The 21154-nt window shown below is 68.3% G+C and carries 14 protein-coding genes; 3 read left to right on the top strand and 11 right to left on the bottom strand.

Annotated features, from left to right (window positions below; genetic code table 11):
• Positions 1–61: 61 nt before the first annotated feature.
• The 6 genes from VGR67_07540 to VGR67_07515 all read right to left on the bottom strand — a co-directional run bounded on the left by VGR67_07540 (position 62) and on the right by VGR67_07515 (position 10245).
• On the bottom strand, positions 62–3202 hold the full coding sequence (locus tag VGR67_07540) for an efflux RND transporter permease subunit (GenBank protein HEV8336249.1): 3141 nt from the start codon (positions 3200–3202) through the stop codon (positions 62–64).
• Complete coding sequence (locus VGR67_07535) at positions 3199–4500, bottom strand: efflux RND transporter periplasmic adaptor subunit (protein ID HEV8336248.1); 1302 nt, start codon at positions 4498–4500, stop codon at positions 3199–3201. Before VGR67_07535 ends, VGR67_07540 begins: the two co-directional genes overlap by 4 nt.
• A complete protein-coding gene (locus VGR67_07530) occupies positions 4497–6062 on the bottom strand; it encodes a TolC family protein (protein HEV8336247.1) in 1566 nt (521 codons plus the stop codon). Before VGR67_07530 ends, VGR67_07535 begins: the two co-directional genes overlap by 4 nt.
• A complete protein-coding gene (locus VGR67_07525) occupies positions 6059–6688 on the bottom strand; it encodes a TetR/AcrR family transcriptional regulator (protein ID HEV8336246.1) in 630 nt (209 codons plus the stop codon). The genes VGR67_07530 and VGR67_07525 overlap by 4 nt, the downstream gene beginning before the upstream one ends.
• A 172-nt stretch (positions 6689–6860) precedes the next feature.
• Positions 6861–8576: a hypothetical protein gene (locus VGR67_07520; GenBank protein ID HEV8336245.1), complete on the bottom strand. Its 1716-nt coding sequence runs from the start codon at positions 8574–8576 to the stop codon at positions 6861–6863.
• A 4-nt stretch (positions 8577–8580) separates the two neighbouring features.
• Complete coding sequence (locus VGR67_07515; protein HEV8336244.1) at positions 8581–10245, bottom strand: glycosyltransferase family 39 protein; 1665 nt, start codon at positions 10243–10245, stop codon at positions 8581–8583.
• A 39-nt stretch (positions 10246–10284) separates the two neighbouring features.
• On the opposite strand from VGR67_07515, the gene VGR67_07510 reads away from it, so the two are divergent.
• A complete protein-coding gene (locus VGR67_07510; GenBank protein ID HEV8336243.1) occupies positions 10285–11478 on the top strand; it encodes a glycosyltransferase family 4 protein in 1194 nt (397 codons plus the stop codon).
• On the opposite strand, the gene VGR67_07505 is transcribed toward VGR67_07510, so the two are convergent.
• Positions 11369–13060 (bottom strand): glycosyltransferase family 39 protein, encoded by a 1692-nt coding sequence (locus VGR67_07505; protein HEV8336242.1) that lies wholly within the window; start codon positions 13058–13060, stop codon positions 11369–11371. The two genes, VGR67_07510 and VGR67_07505, sit on opposite strands and share 110 nt — an antisense overlap.
• 50 nt (positions 13061–13110) lie before the next feature.
• Here VGR67_07505 and ftsE point away from each other — a divergent pair, with 50 nt between their 5' ends.
• Both ftsE and VGR67_07495 read left to right on the top strand, forming a co-directional pair.
• Positions 13111–13788 (top strand): cell division ATP-binding protein FtsE, encoded by a 678-nt coding sequence (gene ftsE / locus VGR67_07500; protein ID HEV8336241.1) that lies wholly within the window; start codon positions 13111–13113, stop codon positions 13786–13788.
• Positions 13789–13859: 71 nt separating this feature from the next.
• Positions 13860–14744 carry a permease-like cell division protein FtsX gene (locus VGR67_07495; GenBank protein HEV8336240.1) on the top strand — a complete coding sequence of 295 codons (885 nt, stop codon included), beginning with the start codon at positions 13860–13862 and terminating at the stop codon, positions 14742–14744.
• Positions 14745–14765: 21 nt separating this feature from the next.
• On the opposite strand, the gene VGR67_07490 is transcribed toward VGR67_07495, so the two are convergent.
• Genes VGR67_07490 through VGR67_07475 form a run of 4 tightly spaced genes read right to left on the bottom strand, consistent with a single transcriptional unit; the run spans position 14766 to position 20926 of the window.
• Positions 14766–15542 (bottom strand): class I SAM-dependent methyltransferase, encoded by a 777-nt coding sequence (locus tag VGR67_07490; GenBank protein ID HEV8336239.1) that lies wholly within the window; start codon positions 15540–15542, stop codon positions 14766–14768.
• Positions 15539–18643 (bottom strand): efflux RND transporter permease subunit, encoded by a 3105-nt coding sequence (locus VGR67_07485; protein HEV8336238.1) that lies wholly within the window; start codon positions 18641–18643, stop codon positions 15539–15541. The genes VGR67_07490 and VGR67_07485 overlap by 4 nt, the downstream gene beginning before the upstream one ends.
• Position 18644: 1 nt before the next feature.
• Positions 18645–19619 carry an efflux RND transporter periplasmic adaptor subunit gene (locus VGR67_07480; protein ID HEV8336237.1) on the bottom strand — a complete coding sequence of 325 codons (975 nt, stop codon included), beginning with the start codon at positions 19617–19619 and terminating at the stop codon, positions 18645–18647.
• Positions 19616–20926, bottom strand: a complete 1311-nt coding sequence (locus VGR67_07475; GenBank protein ID HEV8336236.1) for a TolC family protein — start codon at positions 20924–20926, stop codon at positions 19616–19618. Before VGR67_07475 ends, VGR67_07480 begins: the two co-directional genes overlap by 4 nt.
• Between the last annotated feature and the right edge of the window lie 228 nt (positions 20927–21154).

The following is a 21154-nucleotide window of genomic DNA, read 5'->3' as shown; positions in this document are numbered from 1 at the left end:
ATACGACCAGCAAAGCGTTCAGAGCAAGCAACGCGCGGAGGGTGAAGGGCTCGGCAGCGGGTCAGCGCACCGGGTCGAGAGGAACCGCGGAAGCGGGATGGGTCGCGGGGAGCGGCGCCCCGGAAGCTCCCGTCGCCTGGGCGTAGGAGCGCTCGAAGGCTTCGCGGCGATGGCCGAACCAGGAGTCGAGGAGGTGGTAGGCGGCGGGAACGGCGAACAACGTCAGGCCGGTGGAGACGATCACGCCGCCGATGACGGCGAGGGCCATCGGCTGGCGAAGCTCCGCGCCCGGGCCGAGGGAGACGGCGGCGGGGATGGCGCCGGCGATCGTGGAAAGCGACGTCATCAGGATCGGCCGGAGCCGGATGGGGCAGGCCTCGAGCAGCGCCTGATCGCGATCGCGGCCGGCGCGCCGCAGCTGGTTGGTGTAGTCGACGAGGATGATCGAGTTCTTCTTGACGATCCCCATCAGCAGGATGATCCCAATCATCGAGTAGACGTTCAGCGACTGTCCCGTCACCCACAGGGCGATCAGGGCGCCGGTGAAGGAAAAGGGCAGCGCCATGAGCACGGTGATCGGGTGGTTGAAGGAGTTGAATTGGGACGCGAGGACCATGTACGACACCAGCAGCCCCAGGAAGAGGGCGAAGATGAGACTCGTGAACGATTCCTGGAAAGTCTGGGCGCTGCCGCTGAAGACCACTTGGTAGCCTTCCGGGAGAATGCGCTTGGAAATGGCCTGGACCTCCGCGAGAGCGTCGGCCTGGGACTTGCCTGGGGCGACGTTGGCGAAAAGTCCGATGGCGCGCGACTTGTTCCGCCGCGTGATGGTGAGCAGCGACGGCTTCACGTCGACGTGGACGATGTCGGAGAGGCGCACCAGGTCGCCGGTACGGGTGCGGACGAAAAGGGGCGAGATGTCCTCGGGCCGCAGGCGCTGCTCGGCGAGCAGGCGCACGCGGACGTCGTAGCGTTTCCCTTTGTCCTGGAACTTCACGGCGCGGACGCCTCCGATCAGGGAGTTCACGGTGTCGCCGATGTCCTGCATCGACACGCCCAGGTCGGCAGCGAGCTTGCGGTCGGGGAGGATCTGCACTTCGGGCATCCCGACGAGGTAGTCGGTGTCGACGTCGACGAACAGGGGCGAAGCCTTCATCTCCCCCATGATCTTCTGGGCGTTGTCGGCGAGGACGCCCCAGTCCTGGCCGCGCACCGTGAACTCCACGGGGAAGCCGCGCTGGGCGGTGAACCCGGCTTGCGAGAGATCCTGGATCGTCACCCGCAGCGAGGGAATCTTGTTCAGCTCGCGGCGCATGTCGGCCATGAACTCGGCCTGGCTGACGTGACGCTCGGAGCGCGGCTTGAGCGTGACGAACAGGGCGCTGGTGTTGACGTCGCTGCCCCCGAATCCGCCGATGACCGCGAAGTAGAGTTTCACCTCGGGCCGCGACACCACCCACTGCTCGCAGCGCTTCATCAGCTCGTCGGTGTAATCGATGGAGGATCCGACCGGGGTCTGGACCCGCGCCAGGACGCGGCTGATGTCCTGGGACGGGACGAATTCGCGATTGATGAAGCCGAGGATCGAAAGCGAAACGAGGAAGATCCCCGCCATGGCCGCGAGGACCAGGTACCGGTGGCGCAGGCAGGGGCCTAGCGCGCGCTTGTAAAGGTTCGAGAGGCGATTGAAGGTGGCTTCCGCCTGACGCCCGATCCAGGTGGTCCGCTCGCCGACGTCCAGGAACTGGGAGCAGCGCGAAGGCGTCAGCGTAATCGCCTCCAGAAGCGAGAAGGCGACGGCCACCGAGACGGTGACGCCGAACTGGAAGAAGAACTTTCCGATGATCCCTTTCATGAAAGCGACCGGAAGGAAGATCGCGATGATGGCCGCGGTGGCGGCCATGGCCGCGAAGGTGATCTCGCGGGCGCCGTCCAGCGATGCCTTCAGGCGCGAGGCGCCGCGCTCGGCGTGCCGGTAGATGTTCTCCAGGACCATGATGGCGTCGTCGACGACGATCCCGACGGAGAGCGACAGCCCCAGCAGGGTGAAAGTGTTGAGCGTGAAACCGAAGAAATAGAGAACCGCGAACGTCCCGATGATGGACGTAGGGATGGAAAGCAGGACGTTGAGCGTCGAGGAGAACGATCCCAGGAAGAGCCAGCAGACGAGGCCGGTCAGTAAGACCGAAAGGATCAGGGTGAATTCGATCTCATGGATCGATTCCTCCACTGGGGCCGTGCCGTCGAAGACAATCGCCAGGTTCAGGTCCTTGGGGAGGATCTTGCGAAGCTCCTCCAGCTTCTTCTTCACTCCGTCGGCGACTGCGACGGCGTTGGTGCCGCGCTGCTTGCGGATCCCCATCCCCTGGGCCGGAAGTCCCATGGAGCGGCTGATGCGCCGCTTGTCCTCCAGGCCGTCCTCCACGATGGCCACGTTCTGCAGGCGGATTTGCGAGCCTTCGTGCTCGGCGATGACGATCGCCCCGAAATCGGCAATCGACATCGCCTCCCCCTCGGCGCGGACGTTCATCTCCTTCTCGCCGGTCTCGATCCGTCCGGCGGGAATCTCCACGTGCTCGCGCTTGAGGGCGTTGAGGACGTCGGTGACGGTCAGTCCGTAGGCTTGAAGTCGCGCGCCGTCGAGCCAGACGCGCACGTTCCGCTCCCGGTATCCGGGAAGTAGGATGTCCCCGACGCCCGGAACCATCTGGAGCTGATCCTTCAGCCGGTTCCGCACCCAGTCGGCCAGCTCCTGCGGCGGACGGTTCCCCGTCAGGGCGATGTACATGATCGGCTGGTCCTCGGGGTTGGTCTTGGTGACGACGGGGGGATCGATCTCGCGCGGCAGGTTGCGCTGGGCCTGGGCGATCTTCGTCTGCACGTCCTGCAGCGCCGCGTCGATGTTGCGGCTGAGATCGAACTCGATGGTGACGTTGGTCATCCCGAGGCGGCTGGAAGAGGAGACTTCCTTGATCCCTTCCACCGTCGCGACGGCGTCCTCGATGACGTCGGCGACGTCGCTCTCCATCACCTCCGGCGCCGCGCCTTCCAGTGTCACACTGACGTTCACGACCGGGAAGTCGACGTCGGGCATTTGGCTGACGCCCAGGCGCATGAAGCCGATCCCGCCGAAGATAATCAGCGCCGCCATGAGCATCCAGGCGAAGACCGGATTCCTGATGGAAAGATCGGAAAGGGTCATGTGTTCTCTTCGTTCTTCTCGGCCGGCTTCGCCACGGCGGGGACCGGGGCGACGACGGAGTCTTCGGTCAGGATCGCGGCGCCGCGGACGATCACCTTGTCGCCGGGTTGAAGCCCTTCCAGGATCTCGACCTTGCCGTCCTTGGTATAAAGACCCAGGCGGAACGACCGCTTCTCAACGCGATCGGCCCCTTTGAGGACGAAGCCGACGAAGCCGCGGTCGGTCGGCAGCACCGCGGTCTGCGGGACCACGAGCGATCCCTTCCGCTCCCCGACCTCGGCCGTCACGTCGGCGAAGAAGCCGGGCCTCAGATCATTCCCCGGATTCTCCACCCAGGCGAGGCAATCGACCATGCGGGTGGCGGGATCGGCGGCCGCCCCGATGTGGTACATCTTGGCCTCGAACTCTCGGCCGGGAATCGCCTTGACGCGGAAGGTGATGCGGGAGGCCTGCGAGAGGCGGACCGCTTCCGATTCGGCGACCTTGAAGGAGAGCTTGAGCCGGCGCGCGTCGACGATGGTCGCGACGGGCGTGCCGGCGGTGACGTATTGGCCGGTGCTGACGACCTTTTCGTTGATCATGCCCGCCTTCTCGGCCCGGACGAAGGAGTCGGCGAGGTCTTTCTTGGCGATCTCCCAGGCGGCCTTGGCGGAAGCGGCCGCCGCTTTGGCTTGATCGAGCTGGGCGGTGAAGTTCGATAGCTCTTCGTCCGACACCCACCCTGCATCCTTCTGTTTGAGGGCCTGGCGCTTGGCGAGCGCCGCCTCCGCCTCGCGCGCCTGGGCTTCCGCCTGCCGGTAGTTGGCTTCGGCGCGCTGCGCCGCGAGGCTGTAGCGCTCGGGGTCGATGCGGGCCAGGACCTTTCCCGGGTTGACCGCCTGCCCTTCTTCGAAGGCGATGTTCTGGATCACGCCCGCGACGCGCGCCGGCACGCGGATGACGTCCCATGCCTCGATCGACCCGACCGCCTGGATGGTGTATTGCACGTCGCGCAGCTCGACTTCCTTGACCTCCACCGGCACGGGCGGGGGGCCGCCGCGCGCTTCGCCGCCTCCCGCTCCGCCGCTGGAATCGCGCGCGCCGCTGCCGGAGCAGGCCAGCCCGGAAACGGTGAGAAAAGCGACGGCCAGCGCGGCGGCGCCACGCCACGGTCCGCGGCGCGGCATCTTCCAACTCACCGGCTTACCGGCCGCAGGTTTCTCGCGCTCCGGCTCCGCGGGCGCGAGCGTTTCGAGCATGGACTCCTCCAAGACTTGCCGGGCGCCGGATCCCCGGGCCGCCCGCGCCTGTCGCGTCATGGGGCTCCTCCCACTCCGTTCGGAGTCATCGCCGGCTTGCTCCCCTCGGCGGCCGGCGCGGAGGGGGCTGGCGGCGCGAATTCAGCGGGCGTCAGGTAGAGGCCCTGGAAAAGCTTCAGGGCCACCCAGTCGAGCTTGACCTGGTATTTCTGGCGCTCGAGGTCGAGGCGCGCCGCGAGGAGCTGGTTGTGCCCGGTGATCACTTCCAGGTTCGTGGCCAGCCCGTTCCGGTACTCCTCCTGGACGAGCCGGTCGTTTTCCTCCGCCGAGGCGACGCTCACCTCCAGGGTGGCGCGCTGCGCGGCGTCGGATTGCAGCGTCCGCCAGGCGGTCTCCACCTCCAGGGCGATCCTTCTCTCCAGCTCGTCCCGATCCAGGGCGAGCTGCCGGAGCCTCGATTGCGCCTGCAGGACGTTGGCGTGGATGCGGCCTCCGTCGAAAATCGGAAACGTAAAGTCCACCTGGGCGCTCCAATCGGTCTCCTGCTGGAAGGTGGAGTAGTTCTGCCGCTCAAGGTACCGATCCACTTCCAGAGAGACGTCAGGATAGTACTCTCCGCGCGCCAGCGTGATCTGGAAGCGCGCCGCGTCCACCTGCTTTTCGAGCGCCTTCAGGTCGCGGCGGGCGGTCTTGGCCTCGCGGAGCATCGCTTCCAGCGCCGGCGTGGAGGATCCGGGGAAAGCCCCGGAGGGCTCCGCGGGCGCGGGGGAAGGCGGCGCCGCCTCCGAAGGCTCCGGCGACGCCGTGGAAGGCCGAGCCGAAGCCGCAGCGGCGAGATCGGGCACGATGAGGTCGTCCCGCAGGGGCAGATCGACGGGGATGGTCACGACGAAGCCGAGCTGCTCGCGCGCGACCTCGAGATCGTTAAGGGCCCGGGTGAGCGTCGATTCGTCCTCGGCGAGCTGCGACTGAACCAGGAGGACCTCCGTCCTGCGGGCCAGGCCCGCCTCGTGCCGGGCCTGGATCTCGCGCGCCCGCTCCCGCTCCACCTTGACCGAGTCCTCCAGCGCTTTCACCGCGCCCTCCTTCTGGAGGACGGCGTAGAAGGCCTGCGCCACGCTCGCGTACAGGAGGCGCCGGGCGTCTTCCTCCAAGTGCTCGAACGCCTCGATATTACTGCGCGAGTAGGCGAGGAAACTACGATCCCGCAGCCCGCTGAAGATCGTCTGCTCTAGCTTGATGAACGCCTGGTTGCGGTTGTCGGAGGGGGGCGTCACGGTGCCGGGGACCACGGAAGTCGTGACGGTGTTGACCTTGTTCTGGCGGTAGTAGTTGTCCTCGAAGCTCAGGTGCGGAAGGATGGCGGCGCGGGCCTGCAATCTCAAGAGGCGCGCCTGGGCGGTGTCCTCGCCCGCTCGGAGGACCTGCTCGTTCTGGGCGACGGCGACTTCGAAGACGTCCAGGAGCGTCGCGTAGCCTCGGGCCCGCGCGGCGTCCAGGCTCGCCGGCGCGCCCGCCTTGAGCGGCAGCGAACGAGGAGGGGAATCCTCGGCGCCCAGGCCGGTGACGCAGACGGCCAGCCAGGTGGCGATGGCCGCCAGAGTCCACCCCCGGGAGGTCATGACGCCCTCCCTTCCGGGGCGATCCCTTCGAGGAAGATCCTGACCAGGGTGCGCGCGACGCGATCGACCGAGGCGCGGGAGACGACGGGCTCCTTGAAGATGCGGCGCGCCAGCAGCGCCGAGAGGATCATGCCATTGAACACGCGGGCCGCCAGCGCGGGATCGACCGCTTCCTCCGCCTTGCCGCCGGAGCGGGCGACGCGCGAGCGGATCCGCTTTTCCATCAATCCGAGGAGCTTGCCGCCGCGGGCCTTGTGGAATTCCGTCGCGAGATCGTGGCCTTCCATGGCGCTGCGGAGCATCAGCCGGCAGAAGGCATCGTCGGCGTCGACCCTCTGGATGATGTCGGTCGCGACGCGCAGGAAGAACGCTTCGTCGTCCAAGGCCAGCAGCGCATCGTCGAGAGGCAAGGCGCGCTCGGCGTCGCGTATCTTGCTCTCCAGAATGGCGCGGTAAAGCGAGTCCTTGTCGGGGAAGTGCTTGAAGACCAGCGCTTCGCTGACGCCGGCGGCGCGGGCGATGCTGCGGGTCGTGGCGCCGTCGAAGCCCTCCCGGGCGAACAGCCCAAGAGCCGCTCTGACGATCGCCTGCGATCGCTCCGCTCCGGCCAGCCGTTGACCTGCCACGCGCGTCCTCGAAGTAAGTGAGCGCTGACTATCCTATGAGCCGGGAGGCGGTTCGTCAAGCGGTCAGCCTGCACGACTCGTCGGGCGCGTTCGGTCAAAACCGTGCGGCCGGGACGAAGCCCGGTTCGGCGGGTTCGTCGCGGCGGCGGGAGCGTTCGCGGGTGGCGCGCGCTCAGAGACCTCCGACCGAGAGCGAGGAGTCGGCGTCTTTCCAGGCGGCGCGCAGTTGGCGCGCGACGCATTCGACAGCCGAGGATTTCCCCTGAGCCTTCAGAGCCTCGCCCAGGCCGAAGAGAGATCGGGGATTCCGGGGATCGCGCTCGAGATCCTCCCGGAAGACCTTCTCGGCCTCGACCGCCTGCCCATCCCGGAGAAGCTCGCCCCCGAGCGACTCGCGTATCGGGTAGTACCAGCACGGAGGCTCGTCGTAGGCGAGCAGGTCCTGGGCGGCCACCGCCTTCCTCCACGACTCGATCGCCTCCCGGCGGTTTCCGGCGGCCGCCGCGATCCTCGCGTCGAGCATCGACGCCGCGATCGCGAGGGCGGCCGCGGCGCTGCTGAGGCCGGTCCCGCCGAAGGTCGCCTCGGGAGGGACCTTCTTCGCGGCCTCGGCGAAGCGCTCGCGCTCCTTCCGCGCCTCTTCGGGGCGGAAGGTGGCCGCGTAGGCGATGCCTCGGGCAAAATGCCTCAGCGCCGCGGTCGTCGGCGCAGCCCGGGGAGGGTCCGGCGTCCGCAGAATCGAATCCCATTTGCCGAAGCGCAGATCGACGAACAGGGGAGTCGGCAGGAAGGAGTCGACCATGGGCATCGCCTTCAAGCTGGGCGCCAGGTGCGCCACCAGCTCTTCCGCGGACTTCTTCGCGTCCGCGTACCTTCCCTGCATCATCCGATCGTAGGCCAGGAAGTGCAGGTTGTGGGAGTAATACATCAGAGGATACATCCCCGGCGCCGCCGTGAGCTTGAGGTAGCGGCGGTCCGCTTCGACCGCGGCGGCGTTCGCCTTCGCCGAAGCGGCATGGTCGCCGGTCCGGGAATAGATGTGCGCCGGCATGTGGACGAGGTGCCCCGCCCCCGGGATCATCGACTCCAGCCGCCGGGCGCTGGCCAGGCCGCGCTCCGGGTTCGGAGAGGCCTCCACGGCGTGGATGTAATAATGATTCGCCCCCGGATGGTCCGGGTCGCGCCGCAGCGCCGACTCGAGGACCGCGACGATCTCCAGCGTTCCCTCGGCCGGCTTCCCGTCCAGGCTCCAGAGCTTCCAGGGCCGCAGGTCCATCAGGCTCTCGGCGTACAGCGTCGCCGCGTCGAGGTCGTCGGGATATTGCGTCATCAGATCGCGCATGGCGTTCTTGTAATCGACGTTGAGCCGATTCTGATCGGCTTGCGGGTCGGCGGAGTAGCGCTTCGCCAGCGCCTCGATGTAGGCCCGCTCGCTCTCCGCGCCTTGCGTCGAGAGCGCCAGCGCTTTCTGCACCGCGGCGAAGGCTCGCTGGCCGCTTTCGGGAGCCATCGGCAGGTTGATGTTCGGCCCGAGGGCGTAGGCGATCCCCCACCAGGGCATGGCGGCGTCGGGATCGAGCGCCGCGGCCTTCTCGAAGGAGCGGATCGCCTCCTCATGGTTGAAGCCGAAGACCAGCGTCAGCCCCTGATCGAACTGCTGCTGGGCCTCCGGGCTCTTCGTCGTAATCGGATGATGATAAGAGCCGAGGCCGGGAAGCAGCGCGGGCGGCAGCGCGCCGGCCTTGGCGGAAGGCTCATGGGACGGTGTCGGACTCGAGCTGCCCGGGGAGGCGGTGGCCGGCCGGAGGACCGCGACCGCCGTGACGAGCTCCAGGGCGGGGGTGGCGAGGAGAAAGATCAGGACGACGAGACGGGCCCGCATGGTCATGACCTCAGGTTCCTTCTCGCCGGTTCACGAGCAGCGCCGTCGTCTTGTGCCCGATCTGCTGGCGGGCCAGGACCTGCGCGGGGGCCTTGAGACCCGCCAGGAAGCGGTCCATGTCGCTGCTTTCCACCACGAGGTAGACCTTCCGGCCCTGGGCCAGGTACTCCTCCGTCTCCTGCCGCGAATGGATTTGAGGCATCAGCCGGCCGGTGTAGAAGAGGTAGGAGGAGTCCCACCGCCACAGGCCGTGCGAGCGGATTTCGTCCTCCGGCCCGACGGCCGCCGCCACCTTCCGGCAGAAAGCGACGGGGCTCTTGTAACGGTCGGCCAGCTTCAGGACGACGAGATCGGCGTAGAGATAGATGCCGGACAGGCACAGGATCAAAGCCGACACCGGGGTGAGGAGCCGCGAGCGGCGCAACGCCAGGAGAATCGTCGCGCCGCCGGCGAGGGCGAGAATCCCGATCGGCAGCAGCGCGGCCGCCTCCGCGCGGCGGACGCCGTCCGGCGCCGGCCACAGGGCCAGACCGGCCGCCGCCACGAACGCCGCCGTCAGGAAGATCCCGAGAAACGCCAGCGCGACCTTCGCCCACCGCCGGAACGCCGGGGTTGTCCCTCCGGAAAGGACCTCGTCCAGGAGCTTCCCGGTGAGCAGCGCCGCGGCGGGATAGAGCGGCAGGAGATAGACGCCGCGCTTCGATCCGGCGGCGGAGAAGAGCCCGAAGACCGCGGCGAACCACAGCGCCGCGAAGAGACGCCCGCGCCGCTCCAGCTCGTTGCGCACCGGCGCGGCGAAAGCGGCCGGAAGCAGGAGCGACCAGGGAAAGAGATCGGAGAACAGGCGCGGCAGGTAATACCAGAACGGCTGGGCGTGATTGAAGGGATCGGTCGCGCGATCGAGATTGTGCCGGATGAAGAAATCGGCGAGCACGGCCTGATGGCCGGTGAGGGCGAGACTCACGTACCAGGGAGCCGCGACGACGGCGCAGGCCGCCGCCATCCAGGCGATCTCGCGCCGGAAGAGCCAGCGCCAGTCCTTCACGGCGAGGAGATAGAGCCCCATCGCGGCGGCCGGGACGACCACGCCGACGGGCCCCTTGGTGAGAAAGGCGAGCCCCATCAGGACGCCGGAGAGGACCAGCTGAAAGGCGCCCGGGCCGGGCGTCTCCTTGGCGAGGAAGAACAGGACCAGCGAGCCGGCCATCAGGGCCGAAAGCATCTGATCCATCTGCACGTACTGGGAGTGCCACCAGAACATCACCGACGTCGCGAGGCAGGCGGCGGCGAGGAATCCCGCGCGGATCCCGAAGACGCGGCGGCCGAAGAGGTAGACCAGGAGCACGGTCAGGACTCCGCCGGCGACCGACGGGATCCGCAGGGCCGCCTCGGAGAGGCCCCCGCCCAGCTTGCAGGCGGCGAGCATCGCCCAGAAATAGAGAATCGGCTTGTCGGAGTAGATCGTTCCGTTGACGTAGGGGAGAAAGTAGTCGCCCCGGGCGATCATCTCGCGCACCCCTTCGCCGTAGACCGGCTCGTTGGGATTCCACAGGGCGCGCCTTCCGATGCCGGCGCCGAACAGCAGCGCCGAGCCGAGGAGCAGGATGAGAAGGCGCCGGCGCTCCTGGGACGGGGAAAACAGGGTCGCGACCGGCCGGCCGGGAACGCTGGGCATCGGCTCCTTTCGAAGGGCGATTGATCTTAGGGACGCCCGGTGCTAGTGTCAACGGCCCGCATGAAGGTGCTTCACCTCGTCAGCCGATACCGCTGGACCGGTTGCGCCGAGCCGGCGGTCAACCTGTGCCGGTTCCTCGCGAAGGAAGGCGCGGAGGCGCGCCTCTGCTGCGTGCCGGGCGGGAGCCTTGAGCTGCGCGCCCGCGAGCTGGGGGCGCAAATCGTCCCGGCTGCCCCGCTCGGGCGCGACTATACGCCGTGGGGAATCCTCGGCGCCGCGGGCCGCCTGGCCCGATACGTGGCGCGGGAGCGGATCGACCTGATCCACGCCCACACGTCGCACGACCATTGGCTCGCCGCGCTCGCCGCCGCCGCTTTCTCCGAATGCCGGGCTCCCCTGATCCGGACGCATCACGAGACGCGGCGGATCCGCACCGGGACGGTCTGGCGGCGCATCTTCAACCGCCACACCGCCATGAACGTGACGGTGTCGGAGGCCTCGCGGCGGTTCTTCGAGCAGAGCGGCGCCATTCGCCCGGAGCGGGTGCGGACGATTCATGGAGGTCTCGATTTCTCGCGCTTTCGGACCTCCGCGCCCGCGGCGGCGGTCCGCTCGGCCTGGGGAATCCCCGCGAAGGCCTCGCTCGTCGCCCATCTTTCCCACATCGGGCCCGACCGGCGGCAGGACCGGATGCTCGAGGCGTTCGGGATTGTCGCCGAGGAGTTCCCGTCCGCCTGGCTCGTCTTCCTCGGGCAGGGGAACAAGTCGACGGTGCGGCAGCTGCGCGAGAAGGTCGGCTCGCAGAGCTTCGCGGGTCGCGTCCTGTTCAGCCGCGATTTTGCAGAGGCCGGAATAGCCTGGCTCGATCAGGTCGCCGCGGTCGATCAGGTGGCGGTCCTGGCGGTGGGATCGGAGGGCTCGTCGCGCGGCGTGATGGAGGCGATGGCGCTGGCGAAGCCGGTCGCGGGGGCGCGCACGGGAGTGATCCCCGAGCTGATCGACGACGGCGAGACGGGATGGCTCGTCGATCCCGATCAGCCGCTGTCGATCGCCGGCGCCCTGAGGGAGATGATTCGGGACCCGGCTCTCTCCCGGCGCGCCGGAACGGCGGCGTCCGCCGTCATCAAGACCCGTTTCCGCTGCGAGCGCCAGGCCCGGGAGATGATGGGCCTTTACCAGGAGATTCTCGCGTCGCCGCGGGCGGCTTCGGCGTCGCGGGGCGGTTCGAGATGAGGCAGTCCTTGCGGCGCCCCGTGCTGCCCTCGGCCAGGAGCGCGAAGGGGCGCGCGGAGGATTCTCTCAGGGATTCGAAGTCCTCCTTCGGAAGCACGCAGAAAACCTCCTGGTCTCCTTCCAGGTAAGCCTGGAGCGCCGATCGATCCGGCAGCCGCGGCATCAGCCTTCCGGTGTAGAACAGATAACCCGATCGGAAGCGGTACAGGCCGTAGGTCCTCAAGGGCGCATCGCGCGGGACTAAGTGCAGCAGCGTCTCGGAGAACTTGCGCGGCGAGTTGAGCGCGTCGAGCGCCGGATAGATCCCCCAGATCGCGACGATCCAGACCGCCGCCAGGGCGCCGACCAGAAAGCCGTGCGCCGAAAGGAGCTTCCCCCTGGCGAGCCACCTGAGCCCGAGGATCGATCCGATCACGGCGCCGGCCGCGAGGAGCCCGGCCGTGGCCAGGAGATGAGGGGCGCGCCGGGCGGCCAGGAGCGGCGCCGCGGCCCCGGCCGTTCCGAGGGCGGCCAGCGCGATCCCCTCCGCCGCGAGCGCCAGTTTCCCGCCCGTCGTGCGCCGCGGATCCCGCGCCACGGCGTCCAGGACGGCGCCGCAGAGGATCGCCGCCGCCGGAAGCGCCGGCAGGAGATAGATCGGGCGCTTGCTCGCCGAAAAGGAAAAGAAGATCAACGGGACGAGAATCCAGATCCACATCCGGCGCGCGAGCCGCCGGCGCGCCGGCTCCTCCGGCCGGAGAAAGAGCGCGGCGGGAAGAAACAGCGAGACGGGCAGGAGATCGGTCGGCGTCCGGGCGAAGAAGAACCACCAGGGATGAAGGTGGTCGAACCCTTCCACGAACCGATCGACGTTGTGGCGGAACAGGAAGGACTGCACCAGCTCCGCGCCGTGCCGCTGGACCAGGAGCGCGTAATAGAGCCCCGCCGGAATCAGCGCGAGGAGCCCGGCGGCGAGCAGCCATCCCCATCGCCGAAAAAGCCGGCGCTCGAAGAGGGTGTCGGCGGCGACCATCATCGCCGGGAGCGCGAGCGCCACCGGTCCTTTGGCCAGGACGCCGAAGCCGAGGAAGAGCGCGGCCGCGGCGATCCATCCGGCGCGTGGGGACTCGCCGTCGGCGATCCGGAACAGGCAGAGCGTCCCCCCCGTGAGGCCCAAGAGAAGGAGCATGTCGTGCTGGACGTAACGCGCCTGCTCCACGAAGAACGTGCTCACGGCGAGGCTGGCGGCCGCGAGGAAGGCGCCGCGCGGCCCGAGCGCCCGGCGCGTCAGGAAGTAGAGCGCCAGGACGAGGCCGGTCCCGGCCAGCGCCGAGGGAAGGCGCGCCGAGGTCTCCGTGACTCTCCCGGCGGGAAGAGAGGCGAGCCAGATGCCCCAGAACAGCAGCGGAGGCTTGTCGGGATAGAGCTCGCCGTTGACGGTGGGGAGGAGCCAGTCGCCGCGCTGCCACATCTCCCGCGCCGCCTCGGCGGGGATCGGCTCGTTCGGCTCCCACAGATCGCGGCCGGAAAGATTCGAGAAGCAGAGGATCGCGCCGAGGGCCAGCAGGAGCGAGACGAAGAGCCGCTCTCCTTCGGGTCTCATCGAATCGTCCCTTGCTTCCCGCGAGGAGCATCCCGTAGCATAGCGCGATTATGGTGGAACTCTACCACGTCCACAAGGACTACGGCCGCTCGTCACACGCCCTCGTCGACGTGAGCCTGGAGATCGGGAAAGGGGATTTCGTCTTCCTGACGGGCGCGAGCGGCGCCGGCAAGACGACGCTTCTGCGCCTGCTCCTCCGGGAGGAGATCGCGACCTCCGGGAAGATCCTCGTCGACGGCATGAACGTCTCGACGCTGCCCCCCTCGAAGGTCCCCCAGCTGCGGCGGCGAATCGGCGTCGTGTTCCAGGACTTCAAGCTCCTGCCGCGCAAAACGGTGTACGAAAACGTGGCGCTGGTGATGGAGATCCTCGGAGTGCCGCAGAGAATCCAGCGGTCCCGGACCTTCTCCGTGCTCGAGATGCTCGGCCTCAACCACAAGGTCCGCTCCTATCCGCTGCAGCTCTCCGGCGGGGAGCAGCAGCGCGTCGCCATCGCGCGGGCGCTGGTGAACGAGCCGAAGCTGCTTTTGGCTGACGAGCCGACCGGAAACCTGGATCCCGATCTCTCGTGGGAGATCATGACGCTCTTCAAGGAGATCAACATCCGCGGCACCACGGTCCTGGTCGCCACGCACGACCGGGACCTGATCCAGAGGATGGGAAAGCGCGTCCTGACGCTCGATTGCGGGCGGCTCATCACGCACGAGCTGCTCCGCTCGAAGGCCTGACCCGTCGCCGGGCGGGGAATGCCGGCCCGGTCAATCCGGCCGCCTCACCGTAGTGGGTTTGGGGGTCCGCCTTGCTCCGTCACACGTTCGTGGAAGCGCTGGTGAACCTCTGGCGCAACCGCTTCATGAATCTGCTGGCCGCCGCCACGATCGCCGTCTCCCTGCTGCTGGTCGGGATCTTCCTGCTGGTAGCGCACAACCTGTCGCGCACCGTGACGGAGCTGGGGAGCGAAGTGACGCTCAGCGTGTACCTCAAGGCGGACGCACCCGAGGCAGACCGCCGGGCGCTGCTCGACGCCTTGAAAAGCCGGAGCGAGGCCGCGAGCTTCGAGTACGTCCCCCCGGGGGCGGCGCTCGAGAAGTTCCGCCGGCTCTTCCCCGCCCTGCGGGAAGTTCCCGACGCGCTCGAGGAGAACCCCTTCCCGGCGTCGATCGAAGTCCGGATGGCGCCCGGCCACCGCGATCCTGACGCGGTGCGCCGCTTCGCTGCCGAGATCGGCAAGCTCCCGGGCGTCGAGGAGACCGCGTTCGATCTCCCCTGGATCAGCCGGCTGCGCGATCTCGTGACGCTGGCGCGGGCGGTCGGCTATTCGCTCGGCGGGGTGGTCGGGCTCGCGGCGATCCTGACGATCGCCAGCGTGATCCGCCTGACGATCTACTCCCGCCAGCAGGAGATCGAGATCCTCCGGCTGGTGGGGGCCACCCGCACCTTCATCCTGGCCCCGTTCCTCCTGGAGTCGTCGCTGCTTGGCGCTCTGGGGGGAGGGATCGCGCTCGCCTGCCTGCGCGGCATCCACCGCTACCTGGTCCTGCACCCGGCCAAGATCGTTCCCTTCTTCAACGATCTCTTCGCCGCCTCTTTCCTGCCCCTCTCCACGATCTGGCTGCTCGTCCTCCTCGGCATCTCTGCCGGCGCCTTCGGCGGCCTCCTGTCGCTCCGCAAGATCTCGCTCTAGCGCGGCGGAGGAAAGCTTACGCTACTTTCTCAAAAAACCGACGTAGCTGCCGCCGCGGGCGGGAAGGACCCAGGGCTTGCGGCCGACCTTTTCGCAGAAGTCCCGGAAGGCGAGGTTGTCGTGGATGTCGTCCGAAATCAGGAAGCCGCCGGGGCGCAGGGCGGACCACAGGCTCTCGTAGCCGAAGGCCCGCCCGCGCTCCGACTTGTCGCTGTCGTAGTGCGCCAAGTCGATGACCGGCCAATCGCGCAGGACCCTGGGCAGGACGTCGCGGTCCGGCAGCCGGATGAGCTTCCAGCGCGAGCGCAAGTTCTCCGGGACGACCCATCCGACGTATCGATCGTTGCGGCGCAGCGCGTACGGCATGTCGCCGCTGACGAGACGGCCTTGGCCCATCTTCTCGAGCGCCATGAGGATCACCAGGCTCGACCAGCCGTGCGCCACCCCCGTCTCGACGACGCGCTCGACGCCCAGGTGCAGGCAGAGGTGATAGAGGAGATCCACCTCCCCCGCCCCGCCCATCCTCACGGGGCAGGAGGCGGCGACTTCCTCCGCCCGCCGCCAGACCTCCGAATGAAGCTCCGAAACCGAGGGGCATTCCTCGGGCAGTCCCGTCTCGCGAAGAAACGCCTGGCGCGTCGTGGCGGCCGCGGCGCACCATTCGGCGCTGCGCATCTTCTGCAGCTCGCGATGCGACCGCATCGTCCGCGGGTGCTTCATCGACGAGCCCAGTCTCCGGACCAGCTCCGGGTAGAGCGTGGGCCGGCCCAGGAACCAGACGAAGCTGCGGAAGTTCACGGCTCACCCCGCTCCGTCACGCGCGCCACGGCGGTGGGCCGGTGCCAGCGCAGGTAAAGCGGGGGAAGGACGAGCAGATTCAGGAGCGTCGAGGAAGCCAGGCCGCCGAGAATCACCGCCGCCATGGGGTGTTCGATTTCCTGGCCGGCGCGGCCGGCCTGCAACGCCAGCGGCATCAAGCCCAAGCCGGTCACGAGCGCGGTCATGAGAATGGGGGAGAGCCGGTCCAGGCTTCCCATCATGACCAGCTCCGAGCCGGGCGTCCTCTTCTCTTCGATCTCCAGGTGGCGGAAATGGGAGACGAGCATGATGCTGTTCCGGGTGGAGATTCCGAACAGAGTGATGAATCCCACCAGCGAGCCGATGGAGAGGAGGCCGCCGCTCAACGCCGCCGCGGCGACGCCTCCCACCAGCGCCAGCGGCAGGTTGGCCATCACCAGCAAAGCCAGCCTCGCCGAGCCGAAATCGGCGCACAGCAGCAGGAAGACGCCGACGGCGGCGCCGAGCCCGAGAAGAGCCAGCTCGCGGCGGGTCTGCTTCTGGGCTTCGTACTCGCCTTCCCAGGTCCGGAAATATCCTACCGGAAGACGCAGGGCATCGATCCGGCGCCGCGCTTCGGCGACGAAGCTGCCGACGTCTCTTTTCGCGGCGCCGGCCGTGACCAGGATTTGGCGTGTCCCGGCTTGCCGGTTGATGACGTTCGGCTCGCGGCCGACGTCGATCTTCGCCACCGAGGAGAGAGGAATCGATCCTCCCGTGGGCACGTCCACGAGCATTCTCCCGATCGCCGCCGGGTCCTCCTGGATTCCTCCCTCGCCCCGAACCCAGACGTCGAAGACCTTCTGGCCCTCGTAGACCTGACCGGCCCGGATGCCCCAGAGGGACACCGTGGCGGCTTCCCGCAGGTTCTCCATCGTCAGGCCGTAACGCGCGGCCGCTTCCCGGTCGAAGCGGATCTCGACCTGGGGCATTTCCACCTGGCGCTCGACCTGCACGTGATCGGCTCCCGGGATGGCCGCCATCGCCGCGGCGTCACGCGCCGCCTCCTCGCGAAGCACCGCGAGATCGGGGCCCTGAATCCGCAGGACGACCGGCGCCCTCGTTCCCGAGATCACCTCCTCCATTCTCTCCTTGAGGAATTGGTTGACCGCGAAGGAAAAGCCGGGAAAGGCGGCAAGCCGGTCACGGATCTTGTCAAGGAGCGGACCGTAGATTTCTTCCTTGGGATCCAGCGCGAGCATCAGCTCCGACTGCTCGGGTCCCCAGGTGTCTTCGCCGAGCTCGGCGCGACCCGCTTTCAGGGCCGTGGAAACCACCTGCGGCAGCTGGTGAAGGTTCTTCTGCACTGCCAGGGCCGACCGCACGGAGGTCTCCAGGGACGTCCCGGGGAGGCCGGCCATGTGGATGATCACGTTCCCTTCCTGGAAGTCGGGCAGCAGCTCGACCCCGAAGAGCGGCAGCAGGGTGAGCGAAATCAGGAAGAGCAGCGCGGCCACCGTCACGACGGTGCCGGGCCGGCCGAGGAGCCGGGCCAGCGCCCAGCGGTACGAGTCCTTGAGCCTCCTCACCAGGGTCCCTTCCTCGCGGTCGGCGGAGGATCCAGCCAGGAACAGGGAGGCGAGGGCCGGCGTCAGGGTGAGGGCGACCAACAGCGAGGAAAGGGTGGCGGCGACGTAGGCATACCCCAGCGGAGCGAAAAGTCTTCCCTGGATGCCGCTGAGAAAGAAGATGGGAAGGAAGACGAGCGCCACGATGAACGTGGCGTACACGACGGCGCTGCGGACTTCCAGCGACGCCTTGAGGATGACGCCGAAGATCGGAAGAGGCTCTGGGAGCTGGCGATTCTCCCGCAGGCGCCGGAGGATGTTTTCCACGTCGATGATGGCGTCGTCCACCACCTCCCCGATGGCGATCGCCAGCCCTCCCAGCGTCATGGTGTTCAGCGTCGCCCCGGCGCCGCGCAGGACGAGGATCGCTGCGAGCAGGGAGACGGGAATCGCAGTGAGGCTGATGGCCGCGGTCCGGAAGTCCATGAGGAACAGAACCAGGACGACGGCCACCAGGATGGCTCCGAGCCAGAGCGCGCGCTCGAGGTTTCCCACCGCCCGCTCGACGAACGTGGCCTGCCGGAACAGCTTCTTGTGAATGCGGACGCCCTTCGGGAGAGCATGGGAAAGCTCTTCCAGAGCGCCCTCCAGGGAAGTGGTGACGTCCAGCGTGTTGGCGCCCGGAAGCTTGTCGACTTCGAGGACGACCCCCGGACTTCCGTCGATGGCGGCATCCCCGACCTTGAACTCCGCTCCGAAGCGGACCTGGGCCACCTGCCCCAGCGTGACGGGAACCCCGTCGCGATAAAGGACGACCGCCTGCTCCAGATCCGCTGGCGAGCTCACCAGCCCCTGGGCGCGAATCGGCAGCACCTGATCGCCGGCGCGCAGGAAGCCGGCCGCGGCCAGCGCCGAAGCGCCCGAGGCGGCGGAGACCACCTGGCCGATGCCGACTCCGTAAGTCTGCAGGCGCCGGGGGGAGACGAGAACCTGGTATTGCTTGACGCCCCCTCCGAAGATGGTGACGCGGGAGACGCCCGGAATCGCCAGGATCCGCGGCCTCAAGGTCCAGTCGGCGAGGCTCCTCAGCTCCAGCGGATTGAATCCGGGTCCCGCGGTGAGGCCGACGTCGAGAACCGTGCTCGAAGCGGAAACGACGGGCGTCATTCCCGGAGCTTCGACCCCGCCGGGCAGGCGCGCCGCCGCCGACAGGAGACGCTCGCTGAGGACCTGGCGGGCCCGGTAGATGTCGGTGCCGTCGGCGAAGATGGCGATGATGACCGAGATTCCCGCCGCGGAGGAGGAGCGCAGCGTCAGCAGCCCGGGGGACCCGTTGATGGCCTGCTCGAGCGGCACCGTGACGAGCGACTCGACTTCCGACGAAGAGAAGCCGGGGGCCTCCGTCTGCATCACCACTTCCGGCGGGGCGAATTCCGGAAAAACGTCGACCGGAGAGGAGGAGGCGAGCAAGACGCCGAAAAAAATCAGAAGGCCGGACAGCACCAGGACGATCAAGCGGTTGGAAAGGGAAAAACCGACCAGGCGGGAGAGCATCTCAATCCCCCTCGTCCGATTCGTCCCCTTCCCCTGGAATGGTGGTCTTGAACAGCTCCCCCAGGAGCGCCTGGGCGCCCTGGGTCACCACCTCGTCTCCTTCCGAGATCCCTTCCAGGACCTCCACGCGTCCGCCTTGCCGCGGACCGACCCGGACCCGCCGCTTCTCGAACCCCCCCGGCGTTTTCACGAAGAGGACCTGGTCGGTCCCTTCATACAGAAGAGCGGAAACGGGGACGCTGAAGGATTCCCGCTCCGAGGTCTTGACCTCGACCATGGCCGTCTCCTGGGGACGAAGACGATGCCGGGGATCCTGGACCGCGACGCGGGCGGTGAAGGTGCGGGTTTCCGGCCTGAGGAAGCGGGCCAGCGAAACGACTCTTCCCGAAAACTGCTCCCCGGGTGCGGACTCCACCGCGATCCAGGCCTCCGCTTCCGGCTTCACGTCGGGGACTTGAGCCTCGTAGACCTGGGCGAGGGCCCAGATGTCGGCGTGAGGGAAAGCGGGGCTTGGCGCGCCGATTCCCAGATTCTGGAGCGTCGCTTGGGCCCTGCGGCGCTCGACCTCGGCCTGCGCATATTCCATTTGCGCTTCCTGAACGGTCTTCGCGGCCGCCACGTTCTCCGAAGCCAGCTTCTTCAGCCGCTGGAACTGCGCCGCGGCCTTCTGGAATCGCGCGTTGGAATCCTGGTACGCGAGCCGCGCTTCCAGCTCCTCGGGCGTCTCCGGAGTGGGGCTGAGCTTCGCCGGCAGGGAAAGAGTCGCCGCGAAGGGCGACCGATGCGTCACCTCGGTGGCGATTCCGGCCTGGCGGATGGCTTCCGGCGTCAGGACGACCCGGGTCGGGCTGGAAGCCGCGGCATCGGCCGCCGGCTTCGCGCCCGGCCGCCCGGCGCCGTCATGGCCGCCGCAGCCGGCCGCCAGGAGCATCGCCACGGCGGCCGCGGGAGCGCTGCGTCGCAGGATCGCGCTCATGGGCTCGCCGGCGCTCCCTCGGCCCGATCCAGACCTGCCGCGCGCCGGAGCCGAGCCGCCGCCAAGGCCGCGTCGAGCCCGGAGCGATGGTATTCTTCCCGGACCGCCAACGCGGAGCGCCTGGCGTCGAGCAGATCCAGGATTCCCGACTCGCCGCCCTCGTACGATTTTCGAGCGGTTTCGACCAGCTCGGCCGCCCGCGCGAGCAGTCCCTGCTCGTAGAGCTGGTGCTGGGCCTGGGCGACGTGATAGCGGTTGTACGCGTCGGCGACGAGACGTCTCGCGGCAATCCGGGCGGCCTCCGCTTCCGCTTCCCCGGTCCGGCGCCCCGCTTCGGCCGCCTCGATGTTCCCCTGGTTCCGGTTCCAGATCGGCAAGCGCACGGCGACGCCGGCGCCGAGGTAGTTCCGTCCTTGATCGTCCCCCAAGGTCGGCCCCACGGCGAAGTCGGGGCGCCTTTCCAGACGGGCGCGATCCGCCTCGAAGGCCGCGGCGCGCGCCGCGTGCTCTCGTGACTGAACCTCCGGCTGGCCGCGCAGCGCGATTTCCTGGAGCTCGGGAAGGCTTCCGGCCGGCCCGGGCTCGGCGCCGGGATCCGCCAGGTCGACGGGAGCGTCCGCCGGCAGGCCCTGAAGCAGGTTCAAGCCGGCCGCTTCGGCGGCCAACTCGCCCCGCGCGAGGACCATCTGGCTGTCGGCCCGCATCCTTTCGACCGAGGCCCGGAGCGACTCCATGGGCGCGGCGTCCCCGGCCGAAACCCGCAGCTCGACGGCCTTCTCGATCGAGCGGGCGGCTTCGAGGTCCTCCTCCTTCAGGCTCACCGCCTTGGCGGCGAAATAGACGCGCGCGAAAGCCTCCCGGACCTGGAGGAGAACGTCCAGCCGGTCCCGCTCGCGGTCGCTGCGCGCCGCTTCCAACCGCTCCATGGCCGCCTTCCGGTCGAGCCCCCGCTTGCCGTGCCAGGGGAAAGGCTGGCGAATCGCCAGGCTCGTCTCGCGCGGCGCGAAGCCGCCGGCGAAGCGCGTGACGTCGAGGGAAAGCTCGGGATTGGGATAGAGGCCGGCCTGGCGGAGAAGTCCCTGCTGCTGCTCGATCCGGGCGTCGGCGGCTTTCAGAAGTGGGCTCGCGGCGAGCGCGCGCCGCTCGACCTCCTGGAGCGATTCAGGGACGGGAGGTGAAGGCGCCGCGTCCTGGCACAGCGGCAGGCTGGGCGGCGCCAGCGCCAGGACGAGCAGGGCTCCCTGGGCCCAGGCAGCCTTCCTTCTTGCCTGGCCGAGTCCCGGGGAGCGGCGGTGCGCATCGATCATCCCGATCCTATCCGCGGGTGGCGGCTCATGCGCCGGTCTCGCGACCGTGAGTGGCGGGTCCTTTTCTCAGGCCCGCTCGTATCGTCTTTGAAAGAGCGGGACATTCTAATGCGCCGCCGCAATCCCGGGCAACATTTGAGAAGAGCCAAGCGGCGGGAGTAGAATTCGATCGCGCCTGCCGACAATCGGGTGCGAATCGCACCCGGAACGCGGCGGAGAGGAGCCACG

The organism is Candidatus Polarisedimenticolia bacterium (assembly GCA_036004685.1).
Taxonomy (GTDB): Bacteria; Acidobacteriota; Polarisedimenticolia; order Gp22-AA2; family AA152; genus DASYRE01.
The sequence above is the reverse complement of the archived record's forward strand: the minus strand, read 5'-3'. Positions and strand labels throughout refer to the sequence as shown.

Bases quoted from the DNA above. Each gene is read 5' to 3' on its own strand.
- VGR67_07515 (HEV8336244.1), bottom strand. From the start codon at position 10,245: ATGCCCAGCGTTCCCGGCCGGCCGGTCGCGACCCTGTTTTCCCCGTCC.
- VGR67_07540 (HEV8336249.1), bottom strand. From the start codon at position 3,202: ATGACCCTTTCCGATCTTTCCATCAGGAATCCGGTCTTCGCCTGGATG.
- VGR67_07535 (HEV8336248.1), bottom strand. From the start codon at position 4,500: ATGACGCGACAGGCGCGGGCGGCCCGGGGATCCGGCGCCCGGCAAGTC.
- ftsE (HEV8336241.1), top strand. From the start codon at position 13,111: ATGGTGGAACTCTACCACGTCCACAAGGACTACGGCCGCTCGTCACAC.
- VGR67_07475 (HEV8336236.1), bottom strand. From the start codon at position 20,926: ATGATCGATGCGCACCGCCGCTCCCCGGGACTCGGCCAGGCAAGAAGG.
- VGR67_07520 (HEV8336245.1), bottom strand. From the start codon at position 8,576: ATGACCATGCGGGCCCGTCTCGTCGTCCTGATCTTTCTCCTCGCCACC.
- VGR67_07505 (HEV8336242.1), bottom strand. From the start codon at position 13,060: ATGAGACCCGAAGGAGAGCGGCTCTTCGTCTCGCTCCTGCTGGCCCTC.
- VGR67_07485 (HEV8336238.1), bottom strand. From the start codon at position 18,643: ATGCTCTCCCGCCTGGTCGGTTTTTCCCTTTCCAACCGCTTGATCGTC.
- VGR67_07530 (HEV8336247.1), bottom strand. From the start codon at position 6,062: ATGACCTCCCGGGGGTGGACTCTGGCGGCCATCGCCACCTGGCTGGCC.
- VGR67_07480 (HEV8336237.1), bottom strand. From the start codon at position 19,619: ATGAGCGCGATCCTGCGACGCAGCGCTCCCGCGGCCGCCGTGGCGATG.